This is a genomic window from Constrictibacter sp. MBR-5 (genome assembly GCF_040549485.1).
Classification (GTDB): domain Bacteria; phylum Pseudomonadota; class Alphaproteobacteria; order JAJUGE01; family JAJUGE01; genus Constrictibacter.
Map to the genome: position 1 here is coordinate 493,328 of NZ_JBEPTK010000002.1, position 16,499 is coordinate 509,826.

Sequence of the window (16,499 nt, forward strand, 5' to 3'; positions counted from 1 at the left end):
GAGCGCGCAGCGCGCAGATCCGGGACCCAGGGGCGGGCGCACAATTCTATCCGCCGCCCGGCCGCGAGGTCGCACTCGCCGTTCCACCGGTGCGCTCGCTCTAGGTCCCGGCTCTCCGGGGCTTCGCCCCTGCGGCCGGGAAGGTGCCCCGAACCAATAAGGTGAGACTGAGGCTCCTACACCGTAACCGGCTGCCGGAACGCCGTCACCTCGGGCAGGGCGTCGAGCCACGGCTCCACGTCGACCAGGCACGAGTGCGCGATCGGCCCCTGCGCCAGCCGCGACGTGCCCTTGTCGAGGGTCAGCACGTTGGGGTTGCCGTGCTTCTCGACGCCGGCGCCCGGCTGCGCGGTGTTGGCCGGGTCGTACCAGGCGCCGGTGGCGAGTTGGATGACGCCGGGCATCACCTCCTCGGTCACCACGGCGCCGGCCAGGACTTGGCCGCGGCCGTTGAACACGCGCACCACCATGCCGTCTGTGATGCCGCGGGCGAGCGCGTCGGCCGGGTTGATCCACACCGGCTCGCGCCCCTGGATCTTGGCTTTGCGGCTGACCCCGCCATTGTCCATCTGCGAATGCAGGCGGGTGCGCGGCTGGTTCGACATCATGTGCAGCGGATAGTCCTTCGCGACCTCGCTGCCGACCCACTCCACCGGCTCCAGCCACACCGCGTGGCCGGGGCAGTCGTCGTAGCCGAAGCTGGCGATCTTCTCCGAATAGAGCTCGATCCTGCCCGACGGCGTGTTGAGCGGCCGCTCGGCCGGATCGGCGCGGAAGTCGCCCATCATCACGAAGGGCTCGGCCGGTGCCGGTATCTCCACATGGCCTTCCTCCCAGAAGGCGTCGAAGGACGGCACCTCCACCTTGCGCCGCGCCGCCAGCTGGCGCCACACGTCGTAGATGTGGCGCAGCCAGCCCATCTCGTCGCGCCCCTCGGTGAAGCGCTCGGCGAAGCCCAGCCGCCCGGCCATGGCGGAGAAGATGTCGAAGTCGTTGCGCGCGCCGCCCACCGGCTCGACCGCCTTGCGCATGCCCATGACGAAGCGGTCGCGCGGGCTGGCGCCCAGGTCGTTGCGCTCCAGCGTCGTCGTCGCCGGCAGCACGATGTCGGCGTGGCGCGCCGTCGCCGTCCACCACGGCTCGTGCACGATCACCGTGTCCGGCCGCCGGAACGCCTCGACCAGCCGGTTCAGGTCCTGGTGGTGGTGGAACGGGTTGCCGCCGCACCAGTAGACGATCTTCGTGTCCGGATAGGTGCGCACCTGGCCGTTGAAGTCGTAGGTGCCGCCGGGGTTCAGCAGCATGTCGGCGATGCGCGCGACCGGGATGTAGCTGTCCACCGGGTTCACGCCCGCGGCCAGCCCCGGCGTCGGGATGCGCACGCGCGGCGCGCCCATGCCCGCCTCGCAGCCATAGCCGAAGCCGTAGCCGCCGCCGGGCAGGCCGATCTGCCCTAGCATCGCCGCGAGCGTGATCGTCATCCAGAAGGGCTGCTCGCCATGGTCGCCGCGCTGCAGCGCCCAGGCGGTGGAGATCATCGTGCGGCTGCCGGCCATGCGCCGGGCGAGGGCGCGGATCGTCTCCGCCGGCAGGCGGCAGATGGCGGCCGCCCAGTCGGCGTCCTTCGCCACCCCGTCGGCCTCGCCGGTCAGGTACGGCAGGAACTTCTCGAACCCGACGCAGTGGCTCGCCAGGAACGCCTGGTCGTGCAGCCCCTCGGCATGGAGCGTGTGCGCCAGGCCCAGCATCAGCGCGGTGTCGGTGTTCGGCGGCACGGCCAGCGATTCAGCGTTCGCGAAGTCCGGCATGTCGTCGCGCAGCGGGCTGACGTTGACGAACTTCACGCCCGCCTCGGCCGCGCGGCGCAGCCAGGGGCCGGCCGTGTGCTCGGCCGGGCCGCCGCTGTCGACCTGCGCGTTCTTCAGCGGCACGCCGCCGAAGCAGACCATCAGCTCGGTGTCGCGCGCGATGCCGTCCCAGGAGGAGAGGGGGCCCTGCACGCTGTCGATCGACCCCACCACGTGCGGCAGCAGCGAGATCGCGGCGGCATAGCTGTAGTTCTGCACCTGGCCCGTGAAACCGCCGAAGCCGTTCAGGAAGCGGTGCAGCTGCGTGCGCGCATGGTGGAACCGCCCGGCGCTCGACCAGCCGTAGGATCCGGCGAAGATCGCCGCGTTGCCGTGGCGGTCGCGGACTCGCGCCAGCTCGCCCGTGACCAGCTCGATCGCCCGTTCCCACGACACCGGCACGAAGGCATCCGCGCCGCGCAGCTCGCGCGCGCCGCCCGTATCATCCCCCGCCGGCCCGTGCTCCAGCCACCCGCGCCGCACCATCGGCTGCGCCACCCGGCTCTCGTCGTAGAGCATCTCGGGGATGGCGTGGATGATCGGCGACGGATCCGGATCCTTGGCGAACGGCGTCACCCCAACCAGCCGCCCGTCGCGCACCTCGGCGGTGAACGCACCCCAGTGCGAGGTGTGGGGAATGGGCTTCGACGACATGCGGCAGGCTCCGGGTGCGTGCGCGGAAGCAAAAAAATAGCACGGCCCGGCAAGCGGTGCACTGTCGTCCCGTGGGCGGCCGCGCGCGCGGCCGGGCGGCGCGATTGCGTTGAAACAAGACGGCGAGGCCCGCTCCGGCCGGTGACCGTCGGGCTCGATTCCGATTGTCCGCCCGTTGACAACCGGAACGGCCGTATCGGATAAAAACCGACAAGAAGAAAATATAGAGGGGAGAAACGCTATGTCTGACGAAGACCGTAAGGCCACCGGCGCGTCCGCGCCCGCCGCGGACGCAACGACTTCCGGGGAAGTCACCGGCAAGAAGACGGCGCTCAACCGTCGCGACTATCTGAAAGGCGCAGCCCTGGGCGTGGCGGGCGTCGGTGCTGCTGCGACGCTCGGCATGCCGGCGATCGCCAAGGCGCAGAACAAGACCTGGAAGCTCAAGCTCCAGAGCAACTGGACCGGCATCGGCATCGAATCGCAGGACCGTGCGGCGAAGCTCTATGTCGAGCGCGTCAACAAACTGTCCAACGGCCGCATCGAGATGACGAACTTCGATGCCGAGGTGCTGCTCGGCATCGGCGAGACCTTCCGCGGCGTCGGCTCCGGCGTGGCGGACGTGGCGGTCACGTCGTCCGTCTACCATCGCGGTATCGTGCCGGTCGGCGAGTATCTCTGGGCCGTGCCGTTCTTCCCGTTCACCAACCTCGAATTCTACGAGTACATCTATCAGTTCATGGGCATCAAGGAACTGTGGCGCGAGGCGTACGCACCGCACGGCGTGATGCACCTGACCTACCAGTGCTCGGACGAATGGGGCGCCATGGTCTCGACGAAGGAGATCAGGAAGTACGCCGATTTCAAGGGGTTGAAGGTCCGCGCGTTCGGCCTCTGGGCCGACTGGCTCGTCCACAACGGTGCGTCCATCGTCACCGTCCCGGGCGGCGAGGTCTACACCGCGATCCAGACCAAGATCCTCGACGCGGCCGCCTTCGGCTCGCCCGACGCCTGGGCCGGCATGAAGATGCACGAGATCTGCAAGTACTACATCAATCCTTCGGTGGTGCCGTACGACGTCTGCGAGGTCATCATGAACCTGAAGACCTTCAACGAGATGCCGCCGGACCTTCAGGAGGTGATGCTGTCCGCCTCGCGCGTGCAGAACCTCGACATCTCGGCGCTGACCATTCCGACCGACGCCCGCGGCCGCAAGGTCCTCGAGGAGGGCGGCATGGAAACGATCATGATGTCCGACGAGGATCTGAAGCAGGCGGCCGACTGGTGCTGGGAGCGCCTGCTCAGCAAGAAGGGGCAGGTTCCCCACATCGACAAGATGATCGACATCTACACCGAGGCCAAGAAACTGCACAAAGCCTATTACGGGCCGAAGCGGCTTCCGACCTGACGATCGCTTGCGCCGTCGCCGCGCACCGGTGACCGGCCGGACATGAGACGGGGCGGCGCACCGCGCATGGTGCGTCGCCCCGTGCGGGCCTGTCTCGTGCGGGGCCGTCCTGTGCGGCCGTGTTCCGTGTGGCCTTGGGCGCTCGCAATGGGCGGTTTCGGACGGACGAGCCGTCGAGTTGGCCAGAAGTGGGTTGTACCGTGAAAGTAATCGAAGGCTACGTGCGCTTTACGGACTGGTTGAACGCGAAGTTCGCCTGGATCGTCGCATTCCTGATCTGCCCGATGCTCGCAGTCATGATCTGGGAGATCGTGCTCAGGTACTTCTTCAATTCGCCGTCGTTGTGGGCCTACGACATCTCGCTGTTCATCTACGGCGGTTACATCGCGCTCGGCGGCGCCTATACGCTGTTGGCCGGCGGCCACGTCAACGTCGACATCGTCTGGGGCCAGTTCGGGCCGCGCGGCAGGGCCGTGCTCGACATCCTGACCTGCGGCTTCGCCTTCCTCTTCATCGGCGTGCTGTTCTGGGTATCGCTGGAGATCACGATCAACTCGTGGAAGATCGGCGAGACCACGATGTCGCATTGGCAGCCGATCTACTATCCGCTGCGGACGACGCTGCCGGTCGGCTGCTTCCTCTTCCTGATGCAGCTTCTCGCCAAACTCATCCGCGACGTGTTCATCGTCATCGACGGCGAGGACAGGTTCCCCGTGCAGGTGCCGGTTCCGTAGCCGGCTGCGGCCGCGGCCCGCGCCCAGTGCCACCGCCCAAGCCCAGCGCCACGACCAGCGTCACCCAGGCGGCCATGGTCACCGGTGCGCCGACGGCCCGGCCGCCGCAGGGCACCGACCAGATCCCCAGGAGTATGTGAATGCTCGACCTTGGCCCGGAATGGCTGACGATCGTCCTGTTCGGCAGTCTCGTCGTCCTCCTGCTGCTGGGACTGCCGCTGGTCTTCGCGATCGGCGGCACCGCGACGATCTTCATCATCCTGCTGTGGGGGCCGCACGCGCTGCCGGTCCTCGCGAACCGCACCTACATGGCCATGGACATGTTCATGCTCGTGGCCGTGCCCATGTTCATATTCATGGGGGCGATGCTCCAACGATGCGGCATCGCCGAGGACATGTACGAGCTGATGTACCACTGGATGGGCGGCCTGCGCGGCGGCCTCGCCGCCGGCACGGTGCTCATCTGCACGATGTTCGCCGCCATGGTCGGCATCAGCGGTGCGGCGACCACCTCGATGGGCCTGATCGCGCTCCCCTCCATGCTGAAGCGCGGCTACAAGAAGGACATCGCGATCGGCTGCATCTCGGCGGGCGGCTCGCTCGGCATCCTGATCCCGCCCAGCATCCTGATGATCATCCTGGCGCTCACCTCGCGCCAGTCGATCGGCCAGATGTTCATCGCCGGCATCCTGCCGGGCCTCCTGCTCAGCGGCCTGATGGTCGCCTACATCCTCATCCGCTGCGCCGTGCAGAAGGACATGGGCCCCGCCGTGCCGCCGGCCGACAGGCTGCCGCGGCGCGAGCGGATCCGGCTGCTGGCCGGGCTGGCGCTGCCGATCTGCCTCATCATCGCGGTGATGGGATCGATGTTCTTCGGCCTCGCCACGCCCAGCGAGGCGTCGGCGGTCGGCGCCTTCGGGGCCATCCTCAGCGCGGTGATCAAGCGCACCTTCAACCGCGAGACCTTCTCCTCGGCGCTGTTCGTCACCCTGCGGCTCAGCACCATGGTGATCTGGATCGTGTTCGCCGCCTCGGCCTTCACGGCGCTCTACGCCGTGACGGGGGCCTCGTCGCTCATCGGCGACCTGATCAGGGGCGTGGGCGAGCCCTGGATGGTGATCATCACCATGCAACTCATCCTGTTCGTGCTGGGCATGTTCTTCGATCCCACCGGCATCGTGCTGCTGGCCGCGCCGATCTTCTTCCCGATCGTCATGTCGCTGGGCTTCGATCCCCTGTGGTTCGCCATCCTGTTCGTGGTCAACATGGAGATCGCCTACCTGACGCCGCCCTTCGGCTTCAACCTGTTCTACATGAAGGCCGTCGTGCCGCCGGGCGTCACGATGTTCGACATCTACAAGTCGGCGATCCCGTTCGTCCTGCTCATGATCTTCGGCCTCGCCCTCTGCATGATCTTCCCCGGCATCATCACCTGGCTGCCGAGCCTGATGCAGACGTGAGGGTGGCGATGACGGCTCGGCCGGAGAAGCCGTAGCGGCGGGATCGTCCGGAGGGTCCTCCGGCCCGAACCCGCTGCCCCGGCCGCAGCCCCCTTGCACACTGTCCCGGCCGCAGGGGCGCAGCCCTCCCTCTTCCACTTTCCCGGCCGCAGGGGCGCAGCCCTCCCTTCTTCACTTTCCCGGACAAGCGCGTAGCGCGCAGATCCGGGACCCACCACGCCGCCTGGGAACCCGCCGGCGGCATCGCACGCCGACCGGTGGCGTCCACCGCCGCTCCCGCCTAGCATTGCCGCATGGCGGCGACGGGACTGGACGGACGGGCAGAACGACGCGATCGTCGCGGACCATTTCGCGATGCTCGCCGACGACATCGCCGGCCGGAGGCACCCATGTCGTCCCGAACCCGCGAGATGGTCGAAACCCAGCTCGACGCGGAACGGCTCTCCGCCGTCCGCACGCTCGCCCGCATCGAGGGTCTCGACCTGCCGGCGCTGATGGACGAGGCGCTCGCCGAACTAATGGAAAAGCGCCGGCAGGTCCACCCGCGGACGCACGTCATGGACGCCATGAGGCGAGCCACGGGACGTTCGCCCCACTCTACAATGAACTCGCCGAGTGGCGAGTAGCCCACCACCTCGGACGGTCCATTGACAGGCCGCGCCGTTTCCTGGCGACCACTGCGACCCGAAATCCATCGGCAAACAATATCCGTCGCGGTGCGAATTAATTGTAGCTGTCTATGACCACGAAAAATGCCTATCCTCAGTGGCGGTAAATAAGGTATCGGGCAATATGCGGCATCTTGATTTCTCGGACGTCAAAAATTCGTTAGGGACGCCTTCGATTCCAAATAGTTTCATCGATCGCGCCCCAAACCAAGTATCGGCGTAAAAGTGTCGAAGGCAGATCAGACCGAAGGCGAATGCTGTAAGTTCACGGCGAACGGCCCAGCGGTTCTCTGAATGATATCCAAAATGGAAATGAGAGCAAGGATGCGATATTTCAACGTACTGGGCGGGTGAATTCTCATATCTCAGCAGCGGTGGGTGGCCCGGCCGTCGGAGTTCAGAAGCGCGGTGAAGGTATTCTTCGAAATCAATAACGCCTTCGTCCTGAAATTCACGCAGTTCCTGAAGTTCTCGAACGTGGTCGGCTTGCGCTCCCAAGAACGGGTTGGGATAAAACGCGAACCGAACGTGGGAATCCTCCGACCAGCTAAATTGAAAATAAGAAAAATCATATAGGATTATATTATAGTCGCTGTACTTCAACCCTTCTAAATACAGAGACTCATAGTCCAGCTGAGCGGACCGGGCCGCGCCTATGAAAGCCTCGGAGGCCACTAAGGGTGAAGGGTTAGAAAACGATTGCGCGATACCCAGTGACTCAGAAACCTGCCAGGTTTTGAGGATGCCGCTTACTACGTCCTTTTTATTCATTTTTCGCCGCCCGCAGAAAGCTCCTCTTCTATCTCTTCCTCCGTCAAGCCGGCGAGCTTGAGCTTCCGAATATACTCATCTCGGGCAGCCTTAGCTCTCGCCTGCTTGCGACTGAGCCCGCGCTGAATAGTCTCTATTTTTTCCAAGTCCGGCATGACGAATTTGATTTCAGGAGCAAGAGCGGTCGCCTTTTTAAGTTCTCCGATGATAGTGCGGGCGTCATCGCCGGTGCCACTGATTCGCAGCCATGCCTTAGATCGGCTAAACGCTGTAAATAGCTTATTCCGACCATCTCGCGACGCAGTGTCGACCGCGTCCACGCCAACCGCAAATACCACGGCGGCTTCGTTGCCTTTCGCGCGATAAACTGTAGATAATGTAACCTTGCCTGGAATGTTGAAGGGCGGCTCGTTGTAGGGGTCTGCTATTATGTTATTTGTCGAAATCTCGGCGAGCGCTAAGTCGCTTGATATGCGCTTCAGGTATCCACGTGCATTGCGATCATCAAGCGCTATGACAATGATATCTTCCGCACCGACACCTCGATCTATAAATTCCTTAATAGAATCGACTACCCAGTCCACTTCAGAAGGTAAGTTATCCGCGCGATACCAGTCGACCAGCGGGAAGCCATCTGTCGTCTGAATTGTTACCGGGCTATTGTAATCAGGCCGAACTATATGGACATTCTCCCCAGTTGTCAGCGGGCCGGACAAAACATCATAGCCAACATCTTGCCAGTGCTCTTTGCTTTCCAGAAGCTGCACTATGTTGCCGTACACGCCAAAACCGAGGGCATGTGCTGTCACGAGTACATCGCGCTGATTTCTGTAACACTTGCTTAATATGGCGTCATTGGTGGCGCCGGGCGGTAAATGCGATGCTGACCGATCTAGAGATATGCGGGGTTTGTGATCCGCATCAATCCCGAATAGTTCATCGGGTTGCCGAATCTTGATCTTCATAATATCTTGAAGTTCATCGTATGCCCATATTATGTTCTTCCGGTCCCTCTCGCCTTTTGTTAAAAAAAAGCACAGCCTGTAAAAGCTTGGCGGGAAATCCTGCCCCTCATCTATTAACGTATAGTCGTAAAAAGGAGTAACGTTAGCTTTTGATAGAAGATCCGCGCACGCGGCCGCAAATGCGTTTTGGTGGCCCGCCGCGGCTCTCTGGGCTTCCTGTAGATTTAGGGCTGGAACGTTTTGTCTTTTGCATGCATCAGAATAAACACCAGGCGAAGTTCGTCCCCCCCAGCCGTGCCGAATGTGGATGTATGACCAATCTGGATCACTTTCTGCGTAATGACGGTAGAATCTTGTGATCAACGTCTTGATCGTGGCGCGCAAACTTCTTGTAAAGAATGTTATCAGAATGCGCGACTGCGGTTTATTCAGATGAAGATGAGCAACCTTCATTGCGAGTATAACGGTTTTGCCGGATCCAGCTAGCCCCCGTATTCGGGTTGGCCCACCCGCGTCGACAAGGGCAACGTGACGCTGTTTTTGATCGAAGTTTGCGATCTCAGACTCTAGCTTGGCAAGCGCGGCAGCGAGCGGGTGCCGGTCAGGATCAGGCGTTATCCGCTTTTGAGAACGTGTCAGCGCCTTCGCACCTTCGACGACTGATCGAGCTTCCTGAATTAACTTATCGGCGAGAGGTTCAATCTTAAATCCCCGAATAGTGCTCAAAAAGCCTTCTGTGCTACTGCAGAAAGCGCTCTCCGCCTCAAATGCCGTGGCATCTGCTCGTTTTGACCGGAGATCGTATATCACTGGATTTACATCAATCATAGACTTCGTGCGGGACAAGCGTAGGTCGCGGCTTTTCAGGAGTCGCGCATATAAGTTGCTCGTAAAGTCGGAAAGCGAATCATCGATAGATTCAATAGCGAAGTTCGGTGCTTGCGCCTCACCATCGCTAACAATTTTTATTGCAATAAAACCGTGCGTGGGGCTTAATATTAAAATGTCTGGGCGTATTATTTCTGAGTCATAATCTGTATAGGACGGAAAATCATAGTATAAAGTAGCATCTTCTAGAAGAAGCTGCCTATCATTCTTTCGAATAAAATCTATTATCGTCCGCGCGCCCGGATCGGATTGATAGCGATCCGTGGTTACAACTATCTCGATGGGCATGTAGCTCACTGCTTACTTGCTGCGAGGGTACCCGGCCGCACCTCCGCGAGGGCGCGGCGGCCGGGCGCATTAGAGACGCTATCATCTGGTTTCCGAAAAGGGGAGAGGCTAGCGACCTCCGACGCCGTTGGGCACTGAGCCGTCGGCGCTGCTCGCTTGTGAGGTGGCTGGCCTTCAGCCCGTGCGTTTCCGGCGGCGGGAGCGGATGTCCCGGCGGGACGTCGAGGTGCACCGGAACGTATCGATGTGCCGCTCGCGTTGGTCAGCAAAGTGATTGCTCGAGCTCTTGGGTGAGGGTCACCCTTCGGACCGCGGTCGCCCGCGTCGGGGCCGGGAGAGCGTCGCCCAGAGATGCGGCGGTCTCGATAGCGATACAACTCCCGGTCATGCGCCAGCCTCGGTTGCCGGTAGCGGTAGGCGCCATTCTACCGTCGGCGCCGGTCGGTGTCGCCGACGCGGCGCGTCCTGGATCCTGGCCCGCAGGGTGCGTTCCCACCGAAGCCAGACGACTCATCTAGGATTTTTATCATTGAAATCCGCCAATTGTCCTGTAGGATGAAAGTCCCCTTGTTGGCTTGCAGGAGACGATCATGCCCCTCCAGTCCGCACTCGCTCCGTCGGGGACCCCGACCGGTCCCGATACCGTGTCTCCACCCGCATCCCGGTCCGGCCCCGGCGCCCGCGTCGCCACCCCCGAAGCCTGGAACCTTGCCGCGCTGATGATCGCCCGCGGCGATGCGTTGAAGGACGTGGCGGCGCAGGTGGGGTGTTCGCGGAGCACGCTGTGGCGGGTGCTGCAGCGGTCGGAGCGGTTGCGGGCGCGGGTGGCGGAGGAGCAGCGGTTCCTGGCGGTCGAGGCGGCCGGGCGGTTCCGGGGGTTGCAGGCGGCGGCGGTGGACGCGATCGAGGCGGCGGTGCGGCAGGGCAACCTGCGCGCTGCCTTCTGGGTGGCGGACCGGCTGGGCCTCGCGCGGATCGACATCGGCGAGGCCCGCGCCGGGCTCGATCTCGCCGAGGACGCGGCCGCCTGGGGCGAGGCGCCGCCTCCCGACCCGGCGGTCTATGCGGTGGGCGCGCCGCTGGAGCTGGAGCCCGATCCGGAGCCGGAGCCGGAGGCCGCGCCGTCCCGCGACGCCGGTGGGGCGGGGGGCCAGCCCGCCGACGCGGTCGGAGCGACCGAGGCGGCCGCGCCGCCCGCGGCGGCCGCGCCGCCCGTGCCGCCCCGGCGCCGTGCGACGTTTTCCGAGGCGTGTTTCACGACGTTTCATACTGCGGCCAAGACGCGGGCGCATAAGACGGGGCATGCGGCGGGCGCGTGGCCGATCCCCGACCTGCTGAAGACCCTACCGCGCACCGCCGCCGCCTGGCCGCAGATGCCGCCCTCTCTCACTGTCATCACCGGACGGAGCGCAGCGGAGATCCGGTGATCCATGGCCGCCTGATGCGGCGGCAGGGAGCGCCACGCGGTGCCTGTGCGCCTGCCGTGGATCCTCGGGTCTGCGCTGCGCTCCGCCCGAGGATGACAATGGAGGGGGGCGAGGGAGGGAAGTGCGGGAGAGTACGGTCGCCTGCCACCTTCCTCGCTCTCGCCGCCCTCACTCACTGTCATCACCGGACGGAGCGAAGCGGAGATCCGGTGATCCATGGCCGCCTGACGCGGCGGCAGGGAGCGCCGCGCGGTGCCTGTGCGCCTGCCGTGGATCCTCGGGTCTGCGCTGCGCTCCGCCCGAGGATGACAATCGAGAGGGGCGAGGGGGCGGCGGTCGTTGGGAGAAGGCGCCGTGCTCCGGGCCCGTCCGCCACCCCCTCGCAATCCTTCCACCCCCGCCCGCTATCGCGCTACCGTGGCGCCACCCTCACCGGAAGGAGCCGCCATGGCCCGTCTGTCCGACCTGCCCCCGGCGCTGGCGCGCCATATCGCGGGGCTGCCCTGTCCGACGTTCGACACGACGCCGCGCGCCGACGGGCCGCCCTTGTCCGAGAGGCGGGTGGCGCTGGTCACCACGGCCGGGCTGATGCGGCGCGGCGACCGGCCGTTCGGGCCGGGGTCCGGCGACTACCGGGTGATTCCGGGCGACACGGCCGGCGGCGACCTGGTCATGACGCACGTGTCGGTCAACTACGACCGCACCGGCTTCCAGCAGGACCTGAACGTCGTCCTGCCGCTCGACCGGTTGAACGAGATGGCGGCGGACGGCGCGATCGGTTCGGTCGCCGCCTTCCACTACAGCGTCATGGGGGCGACCGACCCGGAGGCGATGCGGGCCGACGCGGCCGACATCGTGGGCCTGCTGAAGGCGGACGGCGTCGACGCCGTCGTCTTCGCCCCCGTCTGACCGAACTGCACGCGCGCCGTGTGCGCGCTGGCACATTGGTTCGAGGCGGCGGGGCTGCCGACCGTGGCGATCGCGCTGATCCGCGAGCATGCCGAGGCGATGCGGCCGCCGCGCGCTTTGTGGGTGCCGTTCGAACTCGGCCGGCCGCTGGGCACGCCGAACGACCCGGCCTTCCAGCGCCGGGTGCTGGCCGCGGCGCTGGCGCTGTTCGACGAGCCGGACGGTCCGGCCGGGCCGGGCGTCCCGGTGCTGGTGGACTTCCCGGACGAGGCGCCGCCCGCGGCGGTGACGGCGGAGGCGGACGACGGCCTGTTCTGCCCGGTGTCGTTCCCGTCTCCCGAGGATGCGCGGGCGCCGACGCTGGTCGAGCGGGTGAACGACGAGATCGGCCGGCTGCAGCCCTGGCACGACCTGGCGCTGGCCCGCGGCCGGCGCAGCACGGTGGGCGCCAGCGGGCTGGAGCCGCTCGCCATCGCCGAATTCCTCGACGCGGTGGCGAACGAGGGGGCCGAGGCCGGGAGCCCGGTGGCGGGCGTCTCGGTGGCGCAGCTGCTGAAGCTGGCCGGCGACGACCTGACCGCCTTCTACCACGAGGCGGCCGCCGCCCGGCCGGACGTCCGCCACACCCCGGCCGAGGCGCTGCGCTGGTTCTGGACCGAGACCCAGGCCGGCGCCCTGCTCCTGGCCGTCCAGGCGGCGGGGGCGGCCTCGGACGACGCGGCGCTGAAGACGGTGGCCACCCGCCTGCTGGTGCCGCGCGCGGCGGAGGCGATCCTGGCGGAGCGGGGCGGCGCCGCGCCGGGGTAAGCCGGGTGTGCTATCGGCGTAGCGGAACCGCCCCGCTGCCGCGGTGGTTCATGGCGTAAGCCACAAGGTTTAAGGTGACATCGGATCGGCGATAGACATCCGGTCGACCATCCAGCGGGGATAGACCTAGCATGAGCGAGTCCGCCGATTTCCCGATCGTCGGTGTCGGGGCGTCCGCGGGCGGCGTCGAGGCTTTCGAGAAGTTCTTTCGCCACCTGCCGGCCGAACCCGGCATGGCGTTCGTCGTCGTCACGCACCTGTCGCCCGACCGCGTGAGCAGCCTGCCGGAGGTCATCGGCTACTCCGCGCCGATGCCGGTCGTGCTGGCGACGGACGGCGAGGCGATCGCGCCGAACCGCATCTACGTCATCCCGGCCAACACGATCCTGACGGTCAAGCGTCGGACGATCCGCCTGCGGCCGCCCAACGCCACTCAGCGCGAGCGCCACCCGATCGACATCTTCTTCGGCTCGCTGGCCGAGGATCTCGGCGATCAGGCGATCTGCGTGGTCATGTCCGGCGGCGGCAGCGACGGCGCGCTGGGCGTGAAGGCGATCAAGGAGGCCGGCGGCCTGGCCGTGGCCCAGGGCAGCGACGGGTCGCGGCCGGCCTATCCGGAGATGCCCGACAGCGCCGTCGCGACCGGCTTCGTCGACATCGTCCTGCCGGTCGAGCAGATCGGACCCAAACTGATAGAATACGTCAACAGCCGGCTGTCGCTGGAGACGGTCCTGGAGGCCGAACGGCAGTCGAACGCGCGTCAGGTGCTGCGCGAGGCGCAGGAGCGGATCTACGGCCTGCTGCGCCACCAGACCGGGCACGACTTCAGCGGCTAGAAGGTGAAGACCTTCATGCGCCGGGTCGAGCGGCGCATGAAGGTGCTGCAGGTCACCGACGTCGAGGCGTATGTCGACCTGCTGCAGAAGGATGAGGGGGAGATCATCAACCTCTTCCGCGACCTGCTGATCGGCGTGACCAGCTTCTTCCGCGACGAGGACGCGTTCGAGGCGCTGGCGAAGCTGGTCGTGCCGAAGCTGTTCGAGGGGAAGGGGGCCTCCGACACGCTGCGCGTCTGGGTGCCGGGCTGCTCGACGGGCGAGGAGGCCTATTCGATCGCCATCCTGCTGCGCGAGCACATGGACACGCTGAAGGTGGTGCCGCGGGTGCAGGTGTTCGCGACCGACATCGACGAGGCGGCGCTGGCGGTCGCGCGCAGCGGGCGCTATCCGGAGGCGATGATGGGCGGCGTGTCGCCGACGCGGCGCGACCGGTTCTTCACCGGCGACGGCATCTTCACGCCGGTCAAGGAGATCCGCGACCTCTGCGTCTTCTCGGCGCACAGTCTGATCCGCGATCCGCCCTTCTCGCGCATCGACCTGATCTCCTGCCGCAACCTGCTGATCTATCTGGGCGGCGGGCTGCACGACCAGGTCTTCCCGGTCTTCCACTACGCGCTGCGGCCCGGCGGCTATCTGTTCCTCGGCAACTCGGAGAACATCAGCCACAACTCGCAGCTCTTCGCCCCGGTTGACCAGGCCCAGCGCGTGTTCCGGCGCCGCGACGGCGCCACCGCCTATCCCGGCGCGATGCTCGCCGCATCGACAGGTCGCCTGCAACGTCCGCGCGCCGGCAACCGTGCGGTCGAGGCGACATCGCAGCTGTCGACACGGCTGATCGAGCGGCGGGTGCTCGACCGGTTCGCGCCGCCGCACGTCGTGGTCGACGGCGACGGCGACGTGGTCAGCTTCTCGTCGCGCACCGGCAAGTTCCTGGAGCCCCCGGTCGGCGCGCCGAACCGGCAGCTCGTGACCATGGCGCGGCGCGGCCTGCGGCTGGAGCTGCGGGCGGCCCTCGCGGATGCGATCGAAACCCAGCGCACCGTCACCAAGCCCGACCTGGAGGTCGAGTTCGAGGGCGGCGTCCAGCACATCCGGCTGACCGTCGAGCCGCTGCACGAGATCGAGACCGACCCGCTCTACCTGGTGGTCTTCGAGGAGGTCGGGCCACCCGCGCCGCGGAACCAGGGCGAGGCGAGGGCCGAGGAGAGCGTCGACCAGTGCGACCCGGTTGCCGCACTCGAGCGGGAGCTGCGCGCCACGCGCGAGCGCCTGCAGACGACGATCGAGGAATACGAGACGTCGCTGGAGGAGCTGAAGTCGGCGAACGAGGAACTCCTGTCGGTCAACGAGGAGGTCCAGTCGACCAACGAGGAGATGGAGACTTCGAAGGAGGAGTTGCAGTCCCTCAACGAGGAACTGCACACCGTCAATCTCGAGCTGGCGCAGAAGGTCGATGCGCTCGACACGGCCAACGCCGACCTGCGCAACCTGTTCGAGAGCACGCGGATCGCGACCATCTTCCTCGACCGCAACATGCTGATCCGCAGCTTCACGCCCGCCGTGACGGAGGTGTTCCGGCTGATCCCGTCCGACCGCGGCCGGCCGATCACCGACATCGCCAGCCGCCTCGACTACGAGCAGCTGCGCCGCGACATCCGCGAGGTGCTGGACACGGTGCAGCCGGTCGAGCGGGACGTGCGGCGGATCGACGGCGACGCGCACTACCTCATGCGCATCCTGCCCTACCGGAACGGCGACGATGTCGTCGACGGCGTGCTCGTCACCTTCCTGAACGTGACCAGTGTCATCGAGGCGGAGGAGCAGCAGCGCCTGCTGGTCGCCGAGCTGAACCACCGCGTGAAGAACATGCTGACGGTCATTTGTCGCTCGCCTCGCAGACGCTGCGGCGGGCGCGATCGCTGGAGGAATTCGGCCAGTCGTTCCTGGGGCGGCTGAACGCGCTGGCGGCCACCTACACGCTGGTCTCGGACGTGCAGTGGTCGACCGTATCGCTCCGCGACCTGCTCATCGCCGAACTCGATCCCTACGATGCCGAGCCGAAGCACATCCACCTCGACGGCCCCGAGGTCCTGCTGGCGCCGCGGGCGGCCCTGTCGCTCGGAATGGTCGTTCACGAGCTCTGCACCAACGCCGTCAAGCACGGCAGCCTTTCCGTCGCCGGCGGTACGGTGCAGGTCGACTGGAGCGCGCCGGACGACCCGGGCGGGACGCTCGTCATCGTCTGGAGCGAGCGCGGCGGGCCGCCTGCCACTCCGCCGGAGCGACCCGGATTCGGCACGCAGCTGGTGGAGCGTAGCATCGGTTTCGAACTCGACGGAGACGTCCACTACGCCTACGGGGCATCCGGCCTCGTGGTCCGGATCACATTGCCGCTGACGGGGGATCTCGTTCGACTTCCCCCGGGCGAGGAGGCGAAATGACGATCATGCGGATCCTCATCGTGGAAGACGAGGTGCTGATCGCAATCAGCCTGGAAGCCGCGATCAGCGATGCCGGCTTCATGCCGGTGGGCCCGTTCAGCCGCCTCGACCAGGCCGTTTCCGCCGCGGAAACGGAGGCGCTCGACGGCGCCGTGCTGGATGTGAATCTGGGGGGCGCCAAGGTCTTCCCCGTCGCGGATGCCCTCATCGCGCGCGGCATTCCTTTCCTCTTCCTCACCGGCTACGCGAACAGCCAGCTGCCCCCCGAATACCGAGGGACGACCACCCTCGCCAAGCCGTTCCAGGAGCGCCAGATCGTCGATCGTGTCGTCACGCTGCTCGACCAGCGGGCGGAGGCGTAACCGGTTTCGGCGGCAGCTGATGATCGAGGGA

The 16,499-nt window shown here is 65.8% G+C and carries 14 protein-coding genes; 11 read left to right on the forward strand and 3 right to left on the reverse strand.

Going from position 1 to position 16,499, the window contains the following annotated elements; all coding sequences use genetic code 11:
* Positions 1-176: 176 nt before the first annotated feature.
* Positions 177-2,501 (reverse strand): molybdopterin guanine dinucleotide-containing S/N-oxide reductase, encoded by a 2,325-nt coding sequence (locus ABIE65_RS06355; protein ID WP_354076391.1) that lies wholly within the window; start codon positions 2,499-2,501, stop codon positions 177-179.
* A 241-nt stretch (positions 2,502-2,742) separates the two neighbouring features.
* Between ABIE65_RS06355 and dctP the strand changes: the two genes are divergently transcribed.
* From dctP to ABIE65_RS06375, 4 genes are all read left to right on the forward strand, one after another.
* Positions 2,743-3,909: a TRAP transporter substrate-binding protein DctP gene (dctP, locus tag ABIE65_RS06360; RefSeq protein ID WP_354076393.1), complete on the forward strand. Its 1,167-nt coding sequence runs from the start codon at positions 2,743-2,745 to the stop codon at positions 3,907-3,909.
* 200 nt (positions 3,910-4,109) lie between these two features.
* On the forward strand, positions 4,110-4,643 hold the full coding sequence (locus tag ABIE65_RS06365) for a TRAP transporter small permease subunit (RefSeq protein WP_354076395.1): 534 nt from the start codon (positions 4,110-4,112) through the stop codon (positions 4,641-4,643).
* 140 nt (positions 4,644-4,783) lie between these two features.
* Positions 4,784-6,103 (forward strand): TRAP transporter large permease, encoded by a 1,320-nt coding sequence (locus ABIE65_RS06370; RefSeq protein WP_354076397.1) that lies wholly within the window; start codon positions 4,784-4,786, stop codon positions 6,101-6,103.
* Positions 6,104-6,492: 389 nt separating this feature from the next.
* Positions 6,493-6,729 carry a hypothetical protein gene (locus ABIE65_RS06375; RefSeq protein ID WP_354076399.1) on the forward strand — a complete coding sequence of 79 codons (237 nt, stop codon included), beginning with the start codon at positions 6,493-6,495 and terminating at the stop codon, positions 6,727-6,729.
* 111 nt (positions 6,730-6,840) lie between these two features.
* Here ABIE65_RS06375 and ABIE65_RS06380 read toward each other — a convergent pair whose 3' ends face one another.
* Both ABIE65_RS06380 and ABIE65_RS06385 read right to left on the reverse strand, forming a co-directional pair.
* Positions 6,841-7,542, reverse strand: coding sequence for a DUF2290 domain-containing protein (locus ABIE65_RS06380; protein WP_354076401.1), 702 nt, complete (start codon positions 7,540-7,542; stop codon positions 6,841-6,843).
* A complete protein-coding gene (locus tag ABIE65_RS06385) occupies positions 7,539-9,683 on the reverse strand; it encodes a DEAD/DEAH box helicase (RefSeq protein ID WP_354076608.1) in 2,145 nt (714 codons plus the stop codon). Before ABIE65_RS06385 ends, ABIE65_RS06380 begins: the two co-directional genes overlap by 4 nt.
* Before the next feature lie 590 nt (positions 9,684-10,273).
* Between ABIE65_RS06385 and ABIE65_RS06390 the strand changes: the two genes are divergently transcribed.
* The 7 genes from ABIE65_RS06390 to ABIE65_RS06420 all read left to right on the forward strand — a co-directional run bounded on the left by ABIE65_RS06390 (position 10,274) and on the right by ABIE65_RS06420 (position 16,468).
* Positions 10,274-11,110 carry a helix-turn-helix domain-containing protein gene (locus tag ABIE65_RS06390; RefSeq protein WP_354076403.1) on the forward strand — a complete coding sequence of 279 codons (837 nt, stop codon included), beginning with the start codon at positions 10,274-10,276 and terminating at the stop codon, positions 11,108-11,110.
* A 447-nt stretch (positions 11,111-11,557) separates the two neighbouring features.
* On the forward strand, positions 11,558-12,019 hold the full coding sequence (locus ABIE65_RS06395) for a glycine/sarcosine/betaine reductase selenoprotein B family protein (protein ID WP_354076404.1): 462 nt from the start codon (positions 11,558-11,560) through the stop codon (positions 12,017-12,019).
* Positions 12,020-12,037: 18 nt separating this feature from the next.
* The gene (locus ABIE65_RS06400; protein WP_354076406.1) at positions 12,038-12,826 is read left to right on the forward strand and encodes a hypothetical protein; all 789 of its coding nucleotides are present in this window, start codon (positions 12,038-12,040) and stop codon (positions 12,824-12,826) included.
* A gap of 131 nt (positions 12,827-12,957) precedes the next feature.
* A complete protein-coding gene (locus ABIE65_RS06405; RefSeq protein ID WP_354076407.1) occupies positions 12,958-13,662 on the forward strand; it encodes a chemotaxis protein CheB in 705 nt (234 codons plus the stop codon).
* A gap of 3 nt (positions 13,663-13,665) precedes the next feature.
* The gene (locus ABIE65_RS06410) at positions 13,666-15,621 is read left to right on the forward strand and encodes a CheR family methyltransferase (RefSeq protein ID WP_354076409.1); all 1,956 of its coding nucleotides are present in this window, start codon (positions 13,666-13,668) and stop codon (positions 15,619-15,621) included.
* Entirely contained in the window at positions 15,546-16,106 is a 561-nt protein-coding gene (locus ABIE65_RS06415; RefSeq protein WP_354076411.1) for a sensor histidine kinase, read from the forward strand. Before ABIE65_RS06410 ends, ABIE65_RS06415 begins: the two co-directional genes overlap by 76 nt.
* Positions 16,103-16,468 (forward strand): response regulator, encoded by a 366-nt coding sequence (locus ABIE65_RS06420; protein WP_354076413.1) that lies wholly within the window; start codon positions 16,103-16,105, stop codon positions 16,466-16,468. The genes ABIE65_RS06415 and ABIE65_RS06420 overlap by 4 nt, the downstream gene beginning before the upstream one ends.
* The last annotated feature ends 31 nt before the right edge of the window (positions 16,469-16,499 follow it).

What these genes read in the sequence shown, in the direction of transcription:
- ABIE65_RS06355 (WP_354076391.1), bottom strand. Translation starts at nt 2,501, where the DNA reads ATGTCGTCGAAGCCCATTCCCCACACCTCGCACTGGGGTGCGTTCACC.
- dctP (WP_354076393.1), top strand. Translation starts at nt 2,743, where the DNA reads ATGTCTGACGAAGACCGTAAGGCCACCGGCGCGTCCGCGCCCGCCGCG.
- ABIE65_RS06370 (WP_354076397.1), top strand. Translation starts at nt 4,784, where the DNA reads ATGCTCGACCTTGGCCCGGAATGGCTGACGATCGTCCTGTTCGGCAGT.
- ABIE65_RS06375 (WP_354076399.1), top strand. Translation starts at nt 6,493, where the DNA reads ATGTCGTCCCGAACCCGCGAGATGGTCGAAACCCAGCTCGACGCGGAA.
- ABIE65_RS06380 (WP_354076401.1), bottom strand. Translation starts at nt 7,542, where the DNA reads ATGAATAAAAAGGACGTAGTAAGCGGCATCCTCAAAACCTGGCAGGTT.
- ABIE65_RS06385 (WP_354076608.1), bottom strand. Translation starts at nt 9,683, where the DNA reads ATGCCCATCGAGATAGTTGTAACCACGGATCGCTATCAATCCGATCCG.
- ABIE65_RS06390 (WP_354076403.1), top strand. Translation starts at nt 10,274, where the DNA reads ATGCCCCTCCAGTCCGCACTCGCTCCGTCGGGGACCCCGACCGGTCCC.
- ABIE65_RS06395 (WP_354076404.1), top strand. Translation starts at nt 11,558, where the DNA reads ATGGCCCGTCTGTCCGACCTGCCCCCGGCGCTGGCGCGCCATATCGCG.
- ABIE65_RS06405 (WP_354076407.1), top strand. Translation starts at nt 12,958, where the DNA reads ATGAGCGAGTCCGCCGATTTCCCGATCGTCGGTGTCGGGGCGTCCGCG.
- ABIE65_RS06420 (WP_354076413.1), top strand. Translation starts at nt 16,103, where the DNA reads ATGACGATCATGCGGATCCTCATCGTGGAAGACGAGGTGCTGATCGCA.